Origin of the sequence: Aneurinibacillus sp. Ricciae_BoGa-3, assembly GCF_028421645.1 — a bacterium.
GTDB lineage: Bacteria > Bacillota > Bacilli > Aneurinibacillales > Aneurinibacillaceae > Aneurinibacillus_B.
This window is the reverse complement of sequence record NZ_CP116887.1, coordinates 699,337-716,576: the sequence shown is the minus strand read 5'-3', so window position 1 is coordinate 716,576 and position 17,240 is coordinate 699,337. Positions and strand designations below refer to the sequence as shown.

Genomic DNA, 17,240 nt, shown 5'->3' with positions numbered 1-17,240 from the left:
GTAATCTCCTTTTCTTATATAAACATTTGTTGAAGTAGTGATTTCTTCAAATTTTTAAGCGAATTTAACTCACGCTGATGAAGAGCAATAGTGTCGTCTAGTTGTTCGAAGAATTTACCAATTTTTATTTGCTCATCTTTAGAATTTGGCAATACAACATCTAAACTCAAAAGATTTTCTGGTTTAACAGATTGACGTTTTGTAACAGTTCCTTCTTCATACTGTAAAGCTCGTTGTTTAAAGTTTTCGCTTTTTAATATTAATTCAATGAATGATGGAATTTCATCCGTTTCAAATGTAACGTAAATTGGCGATATTACTCCTTGGCCATGTTTATTTCTATCAATTGCTCCATATTTTAAGTTTGAAGGATTATAGACAATATCATTATACTTTGTAAGCAGGTATGTTTTTTTAGTAGAATCTTTTGTCAAAAAATCTCTATTATTAGTTTTTCTTTCACTACGATCAATAACTCCTTGGCCAGCTGCAAAGGCTAAGAGTGGTACTTCTTCAGATATTTTCTGCTTCACTTTTCTTTCTTTTAAGATATTATCTAACTTACGCTGTTCCCAAGCATCAGTAAATCCTGCAAATCGAATTTTAGGAACATTGGCTCCATCTTTCGGAAACATTTTTTGAAGCAGACTCTTTTTCGTCTCCTTCAGCAGTTCCAACTTACGCTGATGAAGAGTGATAAGGTTGTCGAGGTTTTTAAAGAAAGTACCTATTTCCTTCTGTTCTTCAATATTTGGTAAAGAAACATTAAATTGTTCTAACTGTCTCATACTTAAATTCGGTTGAGTTCCATGAGAACATTTATCAAAAACTTGAGTTTGTAGTGATCTTGTCTGCAACATGTTATATAAAAAATATGATTCAGATTTATCCCCGCATCTCATAGCTGCAAGTGGTGACCAAATATTGAATCTTTCATATGTCTCAACTATGGCTGTTTTTCCAACAGTAGAACCTGATTTTACAAGATAAACATCATGAAATTGCGGGCTATATTTTTTACAACATTGGTCATTATATTTTTCTGTAATAAATCCTCTTCTTCTTGCAAAGTCAATTCGATTATCAACAATAGCATCAACTGATATAAACGGTATTCCGTCTTCCACAAGTTCTGGAGTTTCGTGTGGACCATCAGTAATAGGTTGGACCAACATTTCTATTAACTTACGCTGTTCCCAAGCATCTGTAAATTCTGCGAATCTGATTTGAGGTGATTTTATTGTTTTATCGCTCATTTCTGATTTCCTTTTGTAGTCTGCATAATTTTATCACTTGACTATTCTCCCTTCTTAATTTCGTCGGCCATTTCGTAAAATGCTTTACGGAATTCAATGCGATATCGTACCCAAGTTAATTCTGCGATCTTTTTAACTGCAATTTCTTTATAATCAGCTTTTGCGTCATTCATGATTGCGGTTAACTCACCTTGTTTATCCATATCCTCTTGACCTAACCGGTGTTTTTTTATCAACTTTTCAAGTTCCTTAGGTTTAGTGCTGTTGTCAAGCCCCCAAGTGCGGATGAAATTCGTTACTAGTTGGATATTCGTTTCCTTTTGTGCTTTATCCATGGCTTGATTCATTTTTTCAACACTTCGAGGTGCTGGATAACTATCAAATTCAAACTCTTTTGAGAAAATTTTAGATACAAAGTTGCGCATCTTAGATTTTTCTCTTTCATTGTCTGACTTGGCAATTTCAAGATGGATTTCATCAAGTGTATTTTCAGCTTTCGACATTTCGTTCACGTGAACTTCATCAGCCATTCGAGCAATCAAATCAATCAAATAATCATAGTTGATGGTAACATCGTGAATATGAACCATAGAGAGATTGACTTGCGAAATATCAATGTCTTCTCGCCTTGCACGTCGCTCCTTCAACTCACCGGCGATTACAGTTGTTAAAATTACTTCCTGCTCTTCAGTAATACCTAATCGTTCATAGAACTCTTCAGGATTATCATAGGCAGAAATAGGATTTTTGTCATCATCTTCGGTATATTGTTTCAACTGACTAAGCAAGCGATTATACTCTTTCAAATTCTCAAAGACTTCATCTTGTGCTTTTTCACTTGGTGGTAATTGCACAAAATCATCTGTGAGCGTTGAAAGCTTCTTGATGACTTCTTGCATCTCAGCTTGGACCTTGCTGAACGGTTTAGAAATGATACCAGACTCTTCGTTACCTTCTTTCAAATCTTCAAGAGAAAGCTGTTCGTCAGCAGATGCACGATTTGAATAAATAGCAAAAGCCTTATTCATTTCATACTCATTTTGCTCCGGCCAACGATAATTCACGACATTTCCCCAAGGCTTATCGACAAAATTATGCATTCTGTTTGTACGTGAGTACGCCTGAATTAAGTTCCCACCCTTAAGCGTTCGATCAATATAGAGCGTATTCATCTCAGGAGCATCAAAACCGGTCAAAAGTTGATCAACAACGATTACCAAATCTAAATAGTTACCATCATCAGCTGTCTTGTTCAAACGTCGTGCTAAGTCTTCTGTGTAGGCTTTAACTGTCGTCATTTCAAAAGCTGTGCCAAACATTTCGTTATAGGCTTTGATGGCTCTGTGCAAGTTTTCGTTCGTTTTCAGTTGATGAATACTATTGGATGTATCTGCCGAGAAACTCACCGCAACTTTTAGTCTTTTATCTGCTAGACGATTCGCATTCTCTTCCGCAAACTTATCGAAGTATTCCATCGCTCTTGGTGTACTTGCTTTATTACCACCAACATGGACTGTAAACAAGGCATTATACTTACGGTCATTTGAACGTTTCTTCCAGTTATCGAATATGTCCTTTACTACTAAGTTCACATGTTCTGGGCTATAGTCGTAAACACTACCACGAACATTATCATCGATATCATCTTCGGTGGGATCTTCGGGAGCCTCGATCGTTTCCTTGAATTCAACGTTAAACCCTAAGACGTTTTTATCCGCAATAGCTTCTTTAATGGTATATGCATGTAGTAGTTCACCAAAGATTTCTCGTGTTTCAGGGAATTTTGGTGTACCGGTATAACCAACCCAAGCAGAATTAGGAATAGCTTTTCGGATTGTTTCGAGCATACCTTCATTTTCAGTACCGTCACCAGTTGAACGGTGGGCTTCATCAACGATAAAAAGAATATTTTCATTAAGTGGCTTGAAGCTGTCCCTTGCTACATAACGCGACATTTTTTGAATACTTGTCACAATGATGTTCTTATCGCTTTTCTTCGTTAGTTTGCGATGAAGGTCTGAGATATTGGCTGTGTCACCCACCACACCAGTTTTCCCTTCAAAACCCGCAACAGGATCATAGGCTTTATAGGCATCAGCTGTTTGGTTGGTAAGCGCGATTCTGTCAACCAAGAAGACAACTTTATCTACATTAGATAGTCGGCTTGCAAGCCACGCTGTCTTAAAACTTGTGATTGTCTTACCTGAGCCTGTAGTGTGCCAAATGTATCCCAATTTACCATCATCATATTTGAAGTCAAATTTTCTAATTTTATCAAGCACACGCTTTGTTGCATAGACTTGATAAGGACGCATGACTTTGATACTTTCTTTGTTTTTCGTACCATCAAGTACCATGTAACGTGTTGCCAAGTCATGAGCCATTGGAATTGACAACACTTTATCGGCAAACGTCTTCCATGAACGAATAGGGCGAGCATCGTCTTCATTTTGCCAGTTGAACGCAAAAGCTCGGTTAAAGCTTTTGAGTGGCGTATTTGCCATATAACGAATATCAAACTGTGTCATCGCAATTAGAATCTGCAAGGTTGAAAAGATGCCACTGTATTGTTTTTCAGCAATGTACTGTTCCATCTGGTTCAAGGATTCTGTAGTGCTGTGAAGAGCCTTCTTTAATTCGATTTGAATAATCGGTAAACCATTAATAAGCAACGTCACGTCAAATCGACGGTTAGGCTTACCATCAATAACTTTTGGCCGCTTTATTTGGTTTACCACTTGATAAACAGTGTTTCCACCGCCAACTTGAGCTTGGTCGAATACTGTCAAAAACACATGCTTACCATTGTCAAGGTCAACTTCGATTTCAGAAACACCGTTAACACCATACAAAAACTGTCCGGCATGGTAAGGTGATTCGATACTAGTGATGATTTTCTTCACCTGGTTAAATTCAGTGACAGACAATGGTTCATCTAAACGAGCACGATTGTTTTGTTCAAGGATTATTTTAAAGTTATCCCAGAGTTGTTCGGTTGTTTTGATGTCTTTTTTGTACTCCCATTGTTTTACTCCACCGATTTTGGTCAAATAATCGATGACTTCATTTTCAAATGCTAATTCCGATTGACTTTTCATTTGATTATTTCCCCTCTAAGTTTCCTTCTATTATTGAGCTCGCAAACTGCTCAATCAATTCTCCGTACTTGTTTAACTTGCTTTGTAACTTCAGTGTTTCTGCGTAAATAGTGCCTATTTTCCTCTGTTCCTCAAGCGGAACAACAGGAACGATAATTTCCCCAAGAGCACGAAGCGGAATTCTTAGAACGGGTCCATTCCCCTGTAACTCCCTTTCTTTTTGTCGCCTCACATCTTTGTAAGCATTAAACAAGAAAAGAAAATATTTCTTATCAAGTTGTTCGCTATCAAACTCTATTTTTGTGAAGTTGAGAGACAACACCTTACCAACATTATTTTTACCGACCATTGTTGCAAGCTGTAATGAGTTACTGATAACAACATCACCTTCATTTAACGATGGGTTATTTTGAGATAAAGATTTTGCCTCATCTTCAACAAATACGTCCTCATGATTATAATCAGCTTCAAAAGACGCCTGATCATAATAATTTATTACTTGAGTTCCAAACTGTTTTTGCGCCCTTGTTGGATTTATACCTGGAACGAATGTTACGAACTCTTTTAATCCTCTTTTCTCCAAATTAATCACCACCAAACTATAAAAGGTATTTTTTGAAATATTTCTATATTACATATTAAATCACCTCGAATTTGTTTTGTCAAACGATAATATGAAATATTTTTATATTTCTTATTATCGTTCGTCAAAAGCCACCTGAAACTATTCTGCAAGCCATGTTTTTATTTCACTATTATGTAAAAAGTTTCCTCTTCCGCCAAATTGCTAAACCATCTCCGTAAAATTCCACGACTCTTTTCTGCGTAAAAGTAAGACCCCGGGGGTCAAAAAATCCCCCGAACCATTCGTCCGAGGGAACATAAAACACACTTCTATATTTAGTTAAAAACCATTTAACCTATTGCCACCAACCTATTTCAAATATAGCTTTACCACGCACTCCACATGTGTCGTATGCGGAAACATATCCACAGGCTGCACCTCAACCGTTCTATAACCGCCATCCTCTAGGATGCGTAGATCACGCGCGAGGGTTGATGGATTACACGACACATACACAACCTTCTCTGGCTTCATATCAATGATCGTCTGCAGGAGCGCCTCATCACAGCCCTTCCTTGGTGGGTCGACGACCATCACATCAGCACGGTTGCCCAGCGTATACCATGCAGGGATCACCTTTTCCGCTTCCCCTACCTGGAACTCCACATTGTCCATGCCATTCAGCGCAGCATTTCGCTTCGCATCTTCGATCGCATCCGGCACAATTTCCACGCCGAACACCTTCTTCGCTTTCTGGGCAAGGAACAGCGAGATCGTCCCGATGCCGCAGTACGCGTCCACTACATTCTCCTGACCGGTCAGACCCGCATATTCCAGGGCTTTCGAGTACAGCTTCTCCGTCTGCACCGGATTCACCTGGTAGAACGAACGCGCGGAGATGGCGAACTTCACATCGCCGATCGTGTCATAGATGTATTCCTCGCCCCACAGCACCCGGGTGTTGTCGCCGAAGATCACATTCGTGCGCTTCGTGTTGATGTTCTGCACAACGCTTTTGAGGTCGGGGATCTCGCGGGCCAGCTCTTCCACCAACGCCTGCTGGTGCGGCAGCTTATCGGAGTTCGTAATCAGCACAATCATCAGCTCGCCGGTCGCAAAGCCAACCTTGGTTACCACATGGCGCAAGACGCCCCTGTGGCTCCCCTCGTCATACGCCGGAATCCCGTATTTACTCGCGATTTTCTTCACCTGATTCACCAGAAAGTCGCTCTTCTCGTGCTGGATCAGGCAGCTTTCCATGTCGATGATCTCATGCGAGCGCTGGGCGTAGAAGCCCCCGATCAGGCCGCCTTCCTCTTCCCCGATCGGCACCTGCGCTTTATTGCGGTAGCGCCATGGATTGTCCATGCCGATCGTCGGGTGAACAGTTACGCCTTCAATTTTGCCGATGCGGCGCAGGTTGTCCTCCACCAGCTTGCGCTTGAAACTTAGCTGCGCTTGGTAGTCAAAGTGCTGCAGCGTACAGCCGCCGCACCGTTTATAGATGGGGCATGGTGGCTCGCGCCGGTCCTCACTGGCTGAGACGATGTCTAACAGGCGCGCGTAACCGTACTGCTTCTTAAGCTTGGTTATCGCAACCGATACCCGCTCTCCGGGGAGGGCGCCCGGCACAAACACCGTATAGCCCTCAACGCGTCCGACACCGTTTCCTTCATGCGACAGGTCTTCGATGGTCAGCTCGATCTGCTGATTTTTTTCGACCGGCAGATCAAGAACCGCTGCCTCATTGTTGTGTTGCTTTCGTTTATTTGCCAAGGATGTTCACCTGTATTCGTTGGATTTTCATCGATGCCGTTAACGGATGAGCTGGATGTGGCGCGGCAGCGCGGTAAACGTGCACGGCAGCATGCCGCCCAGTTCCCCGTCCAGGTTAAGCTCCACCTCGTTCGGTGAAGTCGCCGTTAACTTTTTCGTCTGGAAGTACATCACTTTCGGATCTTTGACGTGCTCGCCCTTCATTAAGAGCGTAGCGATTCGTATGTAGTCCGGGATCGACGCTTTCTTTAAGATGAGGCAGTCAAACAGCCCGTCATCGAGCTTCGCGTTCGGCGCCATCCGCTCCATGCCGCCTACCGAGTTGCTGTTGGCGATGAGAAAAAGCATGATCTCTTCATCTATTATTTGCTGATCGGTTTCGATTCGAATCGGAATCGGCGAAAGAAAAGGAAGTTTCTCGATTCCCTTCATATAATAGGCAGCCTGGCCAAGCACCGTTTTGAGCTTGCTGGGCACCTCGTACGTCAGCGTGGTCAGCATGCCCCCGCCCGCAATGTTGATAAAGTACCGGTCGTTCATCCGTCCGATATCGATGGGAAAAGGCTTCCCCTTCGCAATCACCTGTACAGCCCGCATAATGGAGCGGGGCAGCCCGATCGCCCGCGCAAAGTCATTCGTTGTGCCGGCCGGAATGATGCCCAGCGCTGGCCTGTATTTCTGTTCGGCGATGCCGTTGACTACTTCGTAAATTGTCCCGTCCCCGCCGGCCGCAATCACCAGGTCAAACCTGTTTTCTACCGCGCGGCGGGCAGCCGCAGTGGCATCGCCTTCACGGGTTGTGGCGTGGCAGGACGTTTCATACCCGCCGGCCTCAAGCGTCATCAGGATTTCCGGTATCCTTTTGCGCACTTCTTCCCGTCCGGCCGTTGGGTTGTATATTAAACGCGCTCGTTTCATCTCTTTATCCACCCTATTTCGCTTCAAAATTTCACTATGACTATCATACCTGCTTTTTTTCCATTTTAAAAGCTGTGAACAGGGTGGCGGCGTATCTAGGCACGGGAGGCGAGCGGCATACCGGGGATCATGAGGGAGACTATGGTGCCGTACTTCTCACAGCTGCGCACGTCCATCTCCCCTTCATGGAGTCGGATGATCTTGTGAGCGACGGATAAGCCCAGGCCAAAGGAGGATTGCTTGGTGGTGAAAAGGGGATCAAAAATTCTGCCGAGTGTGGTTTTGTTCATACCTTTTCCGTTATCCCGAAACACAATATAGGCCTTTCCATGGATGAGACTGGTCTGAACCGTCAGCAGCAGTTCTGCCTTGTCCCGGGCTTCCAGTGAATTGTTAAACAGTGCCCACATCACCTGCATGATCTGGAGCGGATCAACGACGATCGACAACTCATCGAGTTCGGCGGCGAAGTGGCAGGTGATGCGAATTTCTTCTTCGATAAACTGCCGGGCAGCCATGCGGACAAATTTAGTAAGAAGGCGGTTAAGCAGCACGCTTTCTTTGTTGAGCGACAGAGGCTTTGAGAGAAGGAGGAAGTTGCTGATGATCTGGTTGGCCCGATCAAGCTCGGGAATTAATAGATTGGAGAATAATTCTTCATACCCCTTCCCTTCCTCACACGCTAACAGCTGCAGATAACCGCGTACTGTCGTTAACGGATTTCGCACTTCATGGGCGATGCGCGACGCGATCTCACCCATTAATGCCATGCTTTGCTCCCCCATATCTTCCGCGTCTTTCACCTGATTCATTGACCTCTCCCCCTTGGATTTATATGCTGTACAGCGCTGCAAGAAATAATGGGAATCGAGGACCCCCATTAAACCCTCACAATGTATCGATTTGATACTTTTTTCCTTAATTTTACTTTATTTGGCGGCTTTGATCAATTGATTTGCAACACCTTGTCACACGTGATTTTTTAGATTCGCCGCTAAAGTATAATAAATCGCAAGAATAAATAAGGATGGGATGGCCGTGTTTGGTGACAGGCTGCGGTTGCTCCGCCAGCAGAAAAATTTAACGCAGGATGAAGTGGCAAAAGCGCTGAGCATTTCACGGGGCGCGTATACGCATTATGAGATTAATAAGCGCCAGCCTGATTTTGCCCTGCTTCAGAAGATCGCGGATTTCTTCGATGTGTCCACTGACTTTCTGCTTGGGCGCGTAGAGGAGAAGAACCCGATGCCCGAGGTACTTCGCGACCCTTCGCTGAATATCTCCTACTATAAGGGCTACGAGAGTCTGTCCCCGCAGGAGCAGGAAATCGTGAAAGAGCAGATTCGCCACACTATTGATGCGCTGCAGAAGCTAAAGAAAAGCAAATAAGCAATAACCTCTCCGTCTCCTGACAAATGAGCGAAGGGTTATTGCTTATTTTAATTTCCTATACTATAAAGCCCGGTCCAGCAGGTCCATAATGTGGACGGCTTCCATCTCATCCTGGACGCCTGCGCGGATGATGCCCTGCTTCATCTGCAGGAGGCACCCCGGGTTTGCGGTAACGATAACGTGGGCCTTCGTCTGCTTAACGTTGACCATTTTATCGTCGAGAATCTGCATCGACATATCAAAGTTCGTAATGTTATAAATACCGGCTGAGCCGCAGCAGCTGTCGGCGCCCGATAGCTCGACATACTCAACGCCCGGAATGCTCCGGATGAGGTCACGCGGCTGGTTGCGGATGCCCTGGCCGTGTGCCAGGTGGCAGGAATCCTGGTAGGTCACGCGCAGCGGCAGTTCCTTTGTGAACGCAAGCTGCGGCAGCTCGGCCAGCAGTTCGTTGGCATCCCGTGATTTGGCCACAAAGGCCATCGCCCGTTCTTTCCACTCGGGATCGTCATGGAACCAGTGGTGGTATTCCTTCAGAGCCGCTCCGCAGCCGCCTGCGTTGTTTACGATAAAATCTACGCCGGCTTTCTCAAACGCTTCAATGTTGCGTTTGGCGAGCTCGACTGCCCCGTCTTTTTCCCCGGCATGCGCGTGAAGCGCACCGCAGCACACCTGGTCCTCCACGAATACCACCTCGCACCCTGCCTTGACGAGCACACGGGCGGTTGCCTGATTGGTCTCATAGAACATGACGTCCATGATGCAGCCTTTGAACATCCCGATTTTGAGCGCTTTCGGTTTATCTTCCGGCATCATAACCTTCTGGCGCTTCTTGCGTTCCGCAGGTGAAGCGATCTTATCGACCGCCGCCTGCATCTCGGCCATCGGGCGCGGCAGAACATTGATGAGGCCCGTCTTCTGCGCCATCGTCTGCAGGCCCATGGACTGTGCCGCCCACAGCGCCGTGCCCAGCTTATCAATGCGGTCAGGATGCGGGAATACTTTATTGAAGATAATGTCGCGAATAAACGGCGCTTTCTTCTCTTCCTTCTTATTCGTCTCCACCACTTCACGCGCAGTTTCCACCAGGCTTCCGTATGGCACGCCTGCCGGACAGGCTGTTTCACAGGCGCGGCAGCCGAGGCACAGGTACATGTTGTGCTCGAATTCATTGTCCACTTCGAGCTGTTCCTGGGCCACCCCTTTCATCAGGGCAATCCTGCCGCGCGGGCTCGCCATCTCTTTGCCTGTCTGGCGATAGGTTGGGCAGGCAGGGAGGCAGAAGCCGCACTGCATGCAGTTCATAATTTCATCCATATCAAATTTTTTCAACAGGCTTGTATTCGTTGACTCACAGGCTGGTTTTGTTTCCGATTCAATTGTGGCTGTGTTCGTGTCCGCACGCATGACTGCTCACCACTACCCTTCTTCTGCTGCTTTTCGCAAAAATTTTGCCCGGATTCATAATGCCGTTCGGGTCAAATGCTTCTTTAATGCGCTTCATGATTTCGATGCCGTTCTGTCCCACTTTAAGCTCGAGGTAGCCGGCCTTCGCCATGCCTACTCCGTGTTCACCGGTTATCGTGCCGCCGAGCTTGATGGCCGCGTGGAAAATCTCTTCGAAAGCCTGCTCGACGCGGTGGATTTCTTCCTGATCCCGCTCGTCCGTCATGCAGGTTGGGTGCAGGTTTCCATCGCCTGCGTGCCCGAACGTGCAGATGTGGACGCTGTGTTTTTTCGCAATGACGTTGACCTGCTCCACCATTTCTGCCAGCCTTGCGCGCGGCACGGTAGCATCTTCCAATATGGTAGTCGGTTTCATGCGGGCCAGCGCTGACAGAGCCGCACGGCGGGCCGCCATCAGGGTGGCCCCTTCTTCCGCTGTCTGGGCGGTGCGCACTTCGACGGCCCCCTCCGCCCGGCAGATTTGCGCGATGCGCTCGACATCGCTTTCGACCTGCAGCGGAGTTCCATCCTGTTCAATAATGAGCATCCCCTGCATATCTAACGGCAGGCCGATTTTTGCAAAGTCTTCGACTACAACCATGGTGGCCTGGTCGAGGAACTCCATCGTAGCCGGGATGATTTTCTGGGCAATGACGCGCTGCACGGTGCGGGCCGCGTCCGTTAAATCGTTGTAGTAGGCCACAAGCGTCTGCTTGGCTGACGGCAGCGGCAGCAGCTTCGCCGTGATTTCGGTGACAACCGCAAGCGTGCCCTCGGAGCCGACGAGCAGCTTGGTAATATCGTAGCCCGCTACGTCTTTCGCGTTTTTGCCGCCTACGCGCAGCACTTCACCATTCGGCAGCGCCGCCTGCAGGCCCATAATGTAATCTTTGGTTACGCCGTATTTGAGGCCGCGCATACCGCCTGCGCATTCGGCCACATTGCCGCCCATGGTGGAGATGCGCATACTGCCCGGATCCGGCGGGTAGAACAGCCCCTGCGCTTCCACTGCTTTATGCAGGTCAGCCGTAATGAGGCCAGGCCCAAACGTTGCGGTCAGGTTCTCCTGGTCAATTTCTTTGAGCTGGTTTAAGCGGGTGGTGACGAGCACGATGCCGCCGTCCACCGGAACCGTGCCTCCGCATAAGTTCGATCCGGATCCGCGAGAAGTGATCGGGATTTTATATTCGTTGGCGACTTTTAGAACCGCTGCAACTTCTTCTACGGATGAAGGCAGCACGACCGCATCTGGCATCGCCTGATACAGTGGCGTCGCATCGTATGAATACGTATACAATTCATTTTTTGAATCAAGAAACCAGTTTTCTCCGACAATTCCGCGGAGCTGGCTTTTCACCTCTTTATCCATTTCTACATCCTCCTCGCCTATTCGGCAGGTCATCTGATGAATTTAATAATTACTCTACCACAAAAGCTGAAAATTTTGTAGTATAAGATAAATCATATTCTTTTTTGTCCAAAGTATATTTCACTTTAGCGTGTTGAAGTGCCTTGAGCGATTTTTTAAATGGGACCCCCGGTCCTCAAACACCCAAGGAAAACATCGGGAGGCGCATGTCCGCACCTTTCTTTCCCCCTGTGGAGCGTGTGGAACAGAGGGCGAAAAAAACCGGCAACTGTCTCCATCATTGGGATACCCAGATGTTGCACCTAAACGGTATAAAGGAATCTAAGGCCATCGCCTGCGCTTACGCTTGCCGCTAGCCAAGATTCCCTAATGCCGGTTCGCCCGTCGTTTCACAAAGCGGCCGTAAAAACTTCTATGAGGGGAAAGGAGAGAGCGGCATGGCCCGCGATGTTTTTCTCAACTTTCTTTAAGTAAGTGTATGCACTGTGGACTAGCTGATAAAAAGCGTATAGTAAAGGTAGTGAATGTGCCTGTGCACCTTTAACATAACGGAAGGAAATGGACATGCGATGAGTTTAATCAAGAAGAGTTATGAGGTTGTGGCGGAAGACCTGGAGAAGATGATCGAGGAAGGGATTATGAACCCTGGCGAGAGGATCAAAACGATCGACAGGCTGGCCGAGCAATACGGGGTGGGCAAATCGACGATCCGGGAAGCGTTGAGCCAGCTCAAGGCCCGCGGGCTGATCGAGTCACGGCAGGGTGAAGGCACCTATGTGAAGAGGAGTGCCAAAGTGGCGCTTACCACGCTTCCTCCTCTTATTGCGGGAAGCGCGAAGGAACTGACGTATCTTCTGCAGGTTCGCAAAATGATTGAGACAGGCTGTGCCGAACTCGCCGCACAGGCGCGGGAAGCTGAGCATCTGGCCCAGTTTGAGGAGATACTCGAGAGTATGGCTGTGTCGATTGAAAATGAAGAGATGAGCCGCATCTATGATATCCAGTTTCATAGAATGATCGCCACGTCTACAGGCAACCCTTATCTGATTAAAATGATGGAGAGCCTCTCAGACGCGATGAATCATACGATTCGCGACACCCGCAACCTGTGGCTGTACAGCCGGCATGATTCCGGTGTGCGGCTGTTTCAGGAACATTGCGAGATTTATGCCGCGATTAAGGAGCAGGACGGGGCAAAAGCGAGGGATCTGGTAACCCACCATCTGCGCCGGGTCGAAGAAGCGCTGGACGGAAGCCGGGAACCTTAGGATGCGGAATGCCTGGCTTGGTGGACTGTTACTGTGTGGGCTGCTGTGAAATCCACGCTTCGTTACTTCTGTATATAGGGTGCGGCAGTCTCCTCAATCCAGCGGGCGATCCGTTCATCCGGCAGATACGCCTCTCCGCTGTACAGATGCGGAATGCCTGCCAGCTTAGCCGGAATCGCCTTCTTTGTATAATAGCCTTCACTTAAAAACAGCGGGATGACGAGAAGCCTGCCCTTATCGGCGGCAGCCAGAGCCTGCGCGCGAATGGTGTCCGGGTGGATCGTGGCATACACAGCCCCCTTAAAGCCGAACTCACGGTGGAGATGGGAAGTTATCCTGCCGAGCACATGCTGCCACTTCTCCTGAAACCCAGGCACATCGCTGCCATGTGCGGCAACCATGAGGACTTCTTGTCCAGCGGATAACGATAGACGCTTTATCCTCTCACGCAGGATATCAAGGATAAGCGGATGATCATCCATTGGCCGCGTCCAGTGCACAGGGACCGACAGAGGCAACGGCTTAAGATCGGTGTCTACGGATGGTTTAGCAAGGATGCGCAGCGCATACTGTATTTCGTCCAGATGCGTGCTGCCTGTCGATACAAAAAGCGGCACTGCAATAATCCGGTCAACCCCCTGCCCTTCCAGGCTGCGAATGCCGTCATAAATACCCTCCCCATCCGCCATCTCCAGAAAGGCGAACGCCACGGGCGTATCGATATGCAGTTCGGATTTCAGTTGCTCAATATATTGAACCCAGCCAGCATTCCGCGAGCCGTGGCAGATCACAAGCACACCTGCTCCCATAAACCATCCACTCCTATCCTCTTAAAGGCCAAACCATCTTTTCCAGAATGGCGCCTTCACCTGCCGCTCCAGCTGTTCGATGCGGGCCACAAGTTCCTTCTCCCGCCTCTCAAAATGTTCCCTGTACCGGTTCATTTCTTCCATTACATGGAGCATCTCCTGCATCACATCCTGCACCTGCTTAAAAACAGTGGAAGCGGACGCAAGGAGAGCCTTCTGCTGCTGCAGCGGATTCATCTGGTTGATCTTGGACCTGCCGCTGAGCGCGGCCTCTATTTGAATCACATTTAAGTCTTTCTCAAAAGCATGCTGAATAAAGCGAAAAATATCCAGCGAGTTTTCATAAAAACGCCGTTTGGGCCCCGACCCGACAGTGGGTATGAACCGTTCGAATTTATTGCGGTAGAACAGAATCGTCGTTTCTTCAAGGCCCAGCACTCTGGATACATCCGAAACAGATAGGAGTTTTTCCTGGCTCACTTGCGCTCCCTCCTTATTTCTTAAGAATAGCACATTTTGTGCGCCCCTTATATGCGTAAAAAAACCACCCTTTTCACAAAAGGTGGCTTATCTGGATTTGCAGAAACCATCGTTCCTTGTTAGTTCAACAGGCTTATCTTCTGATAGAGTCTGCTGGATTGCTGCCCGGTTCATCCAGCGCTTGCTGTACGGTGCCAAATGTTTGGATTAAAGATAAATCCATTCCGAGTCGAACCACCATTTGAGCAATCTCAGGGCTTACTCCCGTTACAACAGAACGAACCCCAAGCAAACCAAGAATAGCGCTAATTTTAAATAGATAGTCGATGGTCGTGGTATCCAGTGTATAGATACCGGAAAAATCACTGATCAAACACTCGATATTCTTCTCTTTTATTTTTAAGGGCACTTGTTCTAAAAGATATTTTGCTCGCTTTAAATTAATGGAACCCACCAGAGGAAGTACGGCAATCCCTTCGTGAATAGGCACTAATGGAGCCGATAACTGGTTGATTTCTTCTAGTGCTTTTTTGAGTGTTGTTTCGGTATCTTTTCGCTTTGTGATATCTCTGAAAACAGATTGAATCGCTCTTGTATCCCCAAACATAAATGGGTGGCAATTCAATTCTACGTGAACAGGTGTGCCATCTAATCTCACTATTGTTTGTTCAATAAGCTCACCCGGTTGATTTTCTACCATATTTTTTCGTATTCTTTCTTTAATCATTGCCTTAGAGTCTTCTTGAAAAATATCCAATACACAAGCCCCAATAATATCTTCCCTGGCAGCCCTTAAAAAATTCGCTCCTGATTGATTGATATACAATACTTTATGATCCGCATGTATGACAATGGTTTCTTCGGAAGATTCAACAATTTCACGATACATTTTTTCACTTTTAACTAATTGTTGACAGGCTTCATCTTCGGTATTTTCCATAAAAATTTAATACCTCCTATAGCGGGCTCTATCTCCATAACAGGCTGAACCGTCACCATACTGTTCAGCCTGTTGTCTCTTGCTGTGAGGTTTGCTGCACCAATCGTCACTAAACAACCTGTAAATTCATCTTAAACAGGTGCTGAATAGCGAAGGCTACCCCATGTTCGTCATTGCTTTTGGTGACTTCGTGTGCGTGCTCTTTGATAAAGTCTTTTGCATTTCCCATGGCAATAGAAAAAGTAGCCGCTTTAAAATGCTCGATGTCATTCTCTCCGTCTCCGATGGCGTATATTTCGTCAAAATGTATACCGCTCAATTTTTCGTACATGCGAATAGCCAGACCCTTCGACGCCTTGTTACTTGTAAGCTCGATCCGTTTCTTGTGGGCTTCTATCGTAGCCGTAAAAATCTGAGAATCAATATGTTTTTTTACATCGTATAGTCTCTCTTTTTCCCCATCGGTTGAAAAAATAACTTTATAAATTTTAGGCTCGGATAAAGGTTGATAAGATGCCTCTCCCTGTAATTCTTCCGCCAGCACCTGTCCATTTTCAGTGTGAATTTTAACATCGAAACCTAAGTGTTGTGTTTGTTCCAGCGCTTCTTTCACATCTGCTAACGAAAGATAAGTTTCGTGCAGCAATGTCTGTGACTGGTCATAAATTTGTGACCCGTTATAACAGATCATTGGGCAATTTAGCGTCATAAGCTGTGGATATTTTAAAATTTGCGGTAGAGAGCGTCCGGAATTGAGGATCACATGAACCCCGTTTTGTTGAGCCAACTGAACCGCTCTTAAATTTTCCGAGGTAGGCTCGGCATCGGAATTAAATAACGTTCCATCTAGATCAAGCGACAAAAGTTTCATTCGATTCATTTCCTTTCCTGTTGTTATTATAACGTAAGCAATCGGGAAAGTTTAATCTATTTGTGCTGATTCGGGTTGGCAAATATTCTTTGTAAACCATTAATCGGAAAATCGAATCAAAAAAAAGAAGGAGCTGATCCTTATGATCATAACCACAAGAGACAGATCCCTGCTTCTACTTAAGGTATATTCTTGTTCTTATGTATGGCATTTACGAATTTAAAGGAAGAACCAGATAATCATTTAATGCTTGCTGTAAAGTCCCTTTCAAACGTGCCGTCCCCGTAAAGGAGATGCCTTCCCGTATCATTTCCCTTACAACTTCAGGGCGTAATCCTGTAATGACGGCTTCGGCTCCCATCATTGAAATCCCATCTATTATTCGCAATAATTGATTCGCTATAGCAGGCGCCATCTCAGAAATCCCGGAGAGGTCCATCATCAATATATGAATTTGTGATTTTGCTATTTCCATTAATACTTTTTCCTCTATCATAGCGATACGATAGCAATCAATGTCTCCAATTAAAGGCAAAACACATATTCGTGAAGAAACCGGTATGATGGGAACCGATAGATTTTCAACCAGCCTTTTTTGAGCGTCAAGCAATTCATCCTTAAATTTTGAATAACTGATAAAAAAGTTATTCAGAAACTGGTCTATTTGCTCATTAATTTTTTTCTCCAAGGAATAGAAATCATCATGAGAAACCGATTTATGGCTTAATTGATCATAGCGATAGAGAAAATTCCACAGGGTTCTTCGAATCGCGTGAACCCATTCCAGCTTGAGTGCTAACGTTAACGAATGCTTCGCCCATGATATACCTTCTTGCTTAGCAAAAGCTACCAGGTTCTCTTCTTGATACCCGACAACGTACAAGACTACCTTATGCGCGTTACTTAAAAGGTCAATATTACCCGTTAATTGAATTTCCTCAATTTTATCCCGAACATTTTCCGCTTCTGATAACAGCTTATCCTCAAATGATTCTCTATTTTCTAAAAGGAACTCCTTTACATCCTGTCCTTCTTTAAAAACTAAATTCAAT

General features: G+C 46.0%; 15 protein-coding genes. 2 read left to right on the top strand and 13 right to left on the bottom strand.

The window, feature by feature from the left end:
* Positions 1–14: 14 nt before the first annotated feature.
* The 6 genes from PP175_RS03780 to PP175_RS03755 all read right to left on the bottom strand — a co-directional run bounded on the left by PP175_RS03780 (position 15) and on the right by PP175_RS03755 (position 8,425).
* Positions 15–1,256, bottom strand: coding sequence for a restriction endonuclease subunit S (locus tag PP175_RS03780; protein ID WP_272441509.1), 1,242 nt, complete (start codon positions 1,254–1,256; stop codon positions 15–17).
* A gap of 41 nt (positions 1,257–1,297) precedes the next feature.
* Positions 1,298–4,354 (bottom strand): type I restriction endonuclease subunit R, encoded by a 3,057-nt coding sequence (locus PP175_RS03775; protein ID WP_272441508.1) that lies wholly within the window; start codon positions 4,352–4,354, stop codon positions 1,298–1,300.
* Between the two features lie 4 nt (positions 4,355–4,358).
* Positions 4,359–4,946 carry a restriction endonuclease subunit S gene (locus PP175_RS03770; RefSeq protein ID WP_272443174.1) on the bottom strand — a complete coding sequence of 196 codons (588 nt, stop codon included), beginning with the start codon at positions 4,944–4,946 and terminating at the stop codon, positions 4,359–4,361.
* A 342-nt stretch (positions 4,947–5,288) separates the two neighbouring features.
* Positions 5,289–6,695 (bottom strand): 23S rRNA (uracil(1939)-C(5))-methyltransferase RlmD, encoded by a 1,407-nt coding sequence (gene rlmD / locus PP175_RS03765; RefSeq protein ID WP_272441507.1) that lies wholly within the window; start codon positions 6,693–6,695, stop codon positions 5,289–5,291.
* A 39-nt stretch (positions 6,696–6,734) separates the two neighbouring features.
* The gene (locus PP175_RS03760) at positions 6,735–7,613 is read right to left on the bottom strand and encodes a diacylglycerol kinase (RefSeq protein ID WP_272441506.1); all 879 of its coding nucleotides are present in this window, start codon (positions 7,611–7,613) and stop codon (positions 6,735–6,737) included.
* Between the two features lie 95 nt (positions 7,614–7,708).
* The gene (locus tag PP175_RS03755; protein ID WP_272441505.1) at positions 7,709–8,425 is read right to left on the bottom strand and encodes an ATP-binding protein; all 717 of its coding nucleotides are present in this window, start codon (positions 8,423–8,425) and stop codon (positions 7,709–7,711) included.
* A 226-nt stretch (positions 8,426–8,651) separates the two neighbouring features.
* Between PP175_RS03755 and PP175_RS03750 the strand changes: the two genes are divergently transcribed.
* Positions 8,652–9,002, top strand: coding sequence for a helix-turn-helix domain-containing protein (locus PP175_RS03750; RefSeq protein WP_272441504.1), 351 nt, complete (start codon positions 8,652–8,654; stop codon positions 9,000–9,002).
* A gap of 63 nt (positions 9,003–9,065) precedes the next feature.
* Here PP175_RS03750 and PP175_RS03745 read toward each other — a convergent pair whose 3' ends face one another.
* Both PP175_RS03745 and PP175_RS03740 read right to left on the bottom strand, forming a co-directional pair.
* The gene (locus PP175_RS03745; RefSeq protein WP_272443173.1) at positions 9,066–10,322 is read right to left on the bottom strand and encodes a (Fe-S)-binding protein; all 1,257 of its coding nucleotides are present in this window, start codon (positions 10,320–10,322) and stop codon (positions 9,066–9,068) included.
* Positions 10,323–10,380: 58 nt separating this feature from the next.
* Positions 10,381–11,820, bottom strand: coding sequence for an FAD-binding oxidoreductase (locus tag PP175_RS03740; RefSeq protein ID WP_272441503.1), 1,440 nt, complete (start codon positions 11,818–11,820; stop codon positions 10,381–10,383).
* A 569-nt stretch (positions 11,821–12,389) separates the two neighbouring features.
* Here PP175_RS03740 and PP175_RS03735 point away from each other — a divergent pair.
* Positions 12,390–13,088: a FadR/GntR family transcriptional regulator gene (locus tag PP175_RS03735; RefSeq protein ID WP_272441502.1), complete on the top strand. Its 699-nt coding sequence runs from the start codon at positions 12,390–12,392 to the stop codon at positions 13,086–13,088.
* A 62-nt stretch (positions 13,089–13,150) separates the two neighbouring features.
* On the opposite strand, the gene PP175_RS03730 is transcribed toward PP175_RS03735, so the two are convergent.
* The 5 genes from PP175_RS03730 to PP175_RS03710 all read right to left on the bottom strand — a co-directional run bounded on the left by PP175_RS03730 (position 13,151) and on the right by PP175_RS03710 (position 17,239).
* On the bottom strand, positions 13,151–13,897 hold the full coding sequence (locus PP175_RS03730) for a sirohydrochlorin chelatase (protein ID WP_272441501.1): 747 nt from the start codon (positions 13,895–13,897) through the stop codon (positions 13,151–13,153).
* A gap of 21 nt (positions 13,898–13,918) precedes the next feature.
* The gene (locus tag PP175_RS03725) at positions 13,919–14,377 is read right to left on the bottom strand and encodes a MerR family transcriptional regulator (RefSeq protein ID WP_272441500.1); all 459 of its coding nucleotides are present in this window, start codon (positions 14,375–14,377) and stop codon (positions 13,919–13,921) included.
* A 133-nt stretch (positions 14,378–14,510) separates the two neighbouring features.
* Positions 14,511–15,317, bottom strand: a complete 807-nt coding sequence (locus PP175_RS03720; RefSeq protein ID WP_272441499.1) for a PAS domain S-box protein — start codon at positions 15,315–15,317, stop codon at positions 14,511–14,513.
* 109 nt (positions 15,318–15,426) lie between these two features.
* Entirely contained in the window at positions 15,427–16,197 is a 771-nt protein-coding gene (locus PP175_RS03715; RefSeq protein WP_272441498.1) for a Cof-type HAD-IIB family hydrolase, read from the bottom strand.
* A 202-nt stretch (positions 16,198–16,399) separates the two neighbouring features.
* Positions 16,400–17,239: an STAS domain-containing protein gene (locus PP175_RS03710; protein WP_272441497.1), complete on the bottom strand. Its 840-nt coding sequence runs from the start codon at positions 17,237–17,239 to the stop codon at positions 16,400–16,402.
* Position 17,240: the final 1 nt, after the last annotated feature.

What these genes read in the sequence shown, in the direction of transcription:
- PP175_RS03780 (WP_272441509.1), bottom strand. Translation starts at nt 1,256, where the DNA reads ATGAGCGATAAAACAATAAAATCACCTCAAATCAGATTCGCAGAATTT.
- PP175_RS03775 (WP_272441508.1), bottom strand. Translation starts at nt 4,354, where the DNA reads ATGAAAAGTCAATCGGAATTAGCATTTGAAAATGAAGTCATCGATTAT.
- PP175_RS03760 (WP_272441506.1), bottom strand. Translation starts at nt 7,613, where the DNA reads ATGAAACGAGCGCGTTTAATATACAACCCAACGGCCGGACGGGAAGAA.
- PP175_RS03755 (WP_272441505.1), bottom strand. Translation starts at nt 8,425, where the DNA reads ATGAATCAGGTGAAAGACGCGGAAGATATGGGGGAGCAAAGCATGGCA.
- PP175_RS03745 (WP_272443173.1), bottom strand. Translation starts at nt 10,322, where the DNA reads ATGGATGAAATTATGAACTGCATGCAGTGCGGCTTCTGCCTCCCTGCC.
- PP175_RS03740 (WP_272441503.1), bottom strand. Translation starts at nt 11,820, where the DNA reads ATGGATAAAGAGGTGAAAAGCCAGCTCCGCGGAATTGTCGGAGAAAAC.
- PP175_RS03735 (WP_272441502.1), top strand. Translation starts at nt 12,390, where the DNA reads ATGAGTTTAATCAAGAAGAGTTATGAGGTTGTGGCGGAAGACCTGGAG.
- PP175_RS03730 (WP_272441501.1), bottom strand. Translation starts at nt 13,897, where the DNA reads ATGGGAGCAGGTGTGCTTGTGATCTGCCACGGCTCGCGGAATGCTGGC.
- PP175_RS03720 (WP_272441499.1), bottom strand. Translation starts at nt 15,317, where the DNA reads ATGGAAAATACCGAAGATGAAGCCTGTCAACAATTAGTTAAAAGTGAA.
- PP175_RS03715 (WP_272441498.1), bottom strand. Translation starts at nt 16,197, where the DNA reads ATGAATCGAATGAAACTTTTGTCGCTTGATCTAGATGGAACGTTATTT.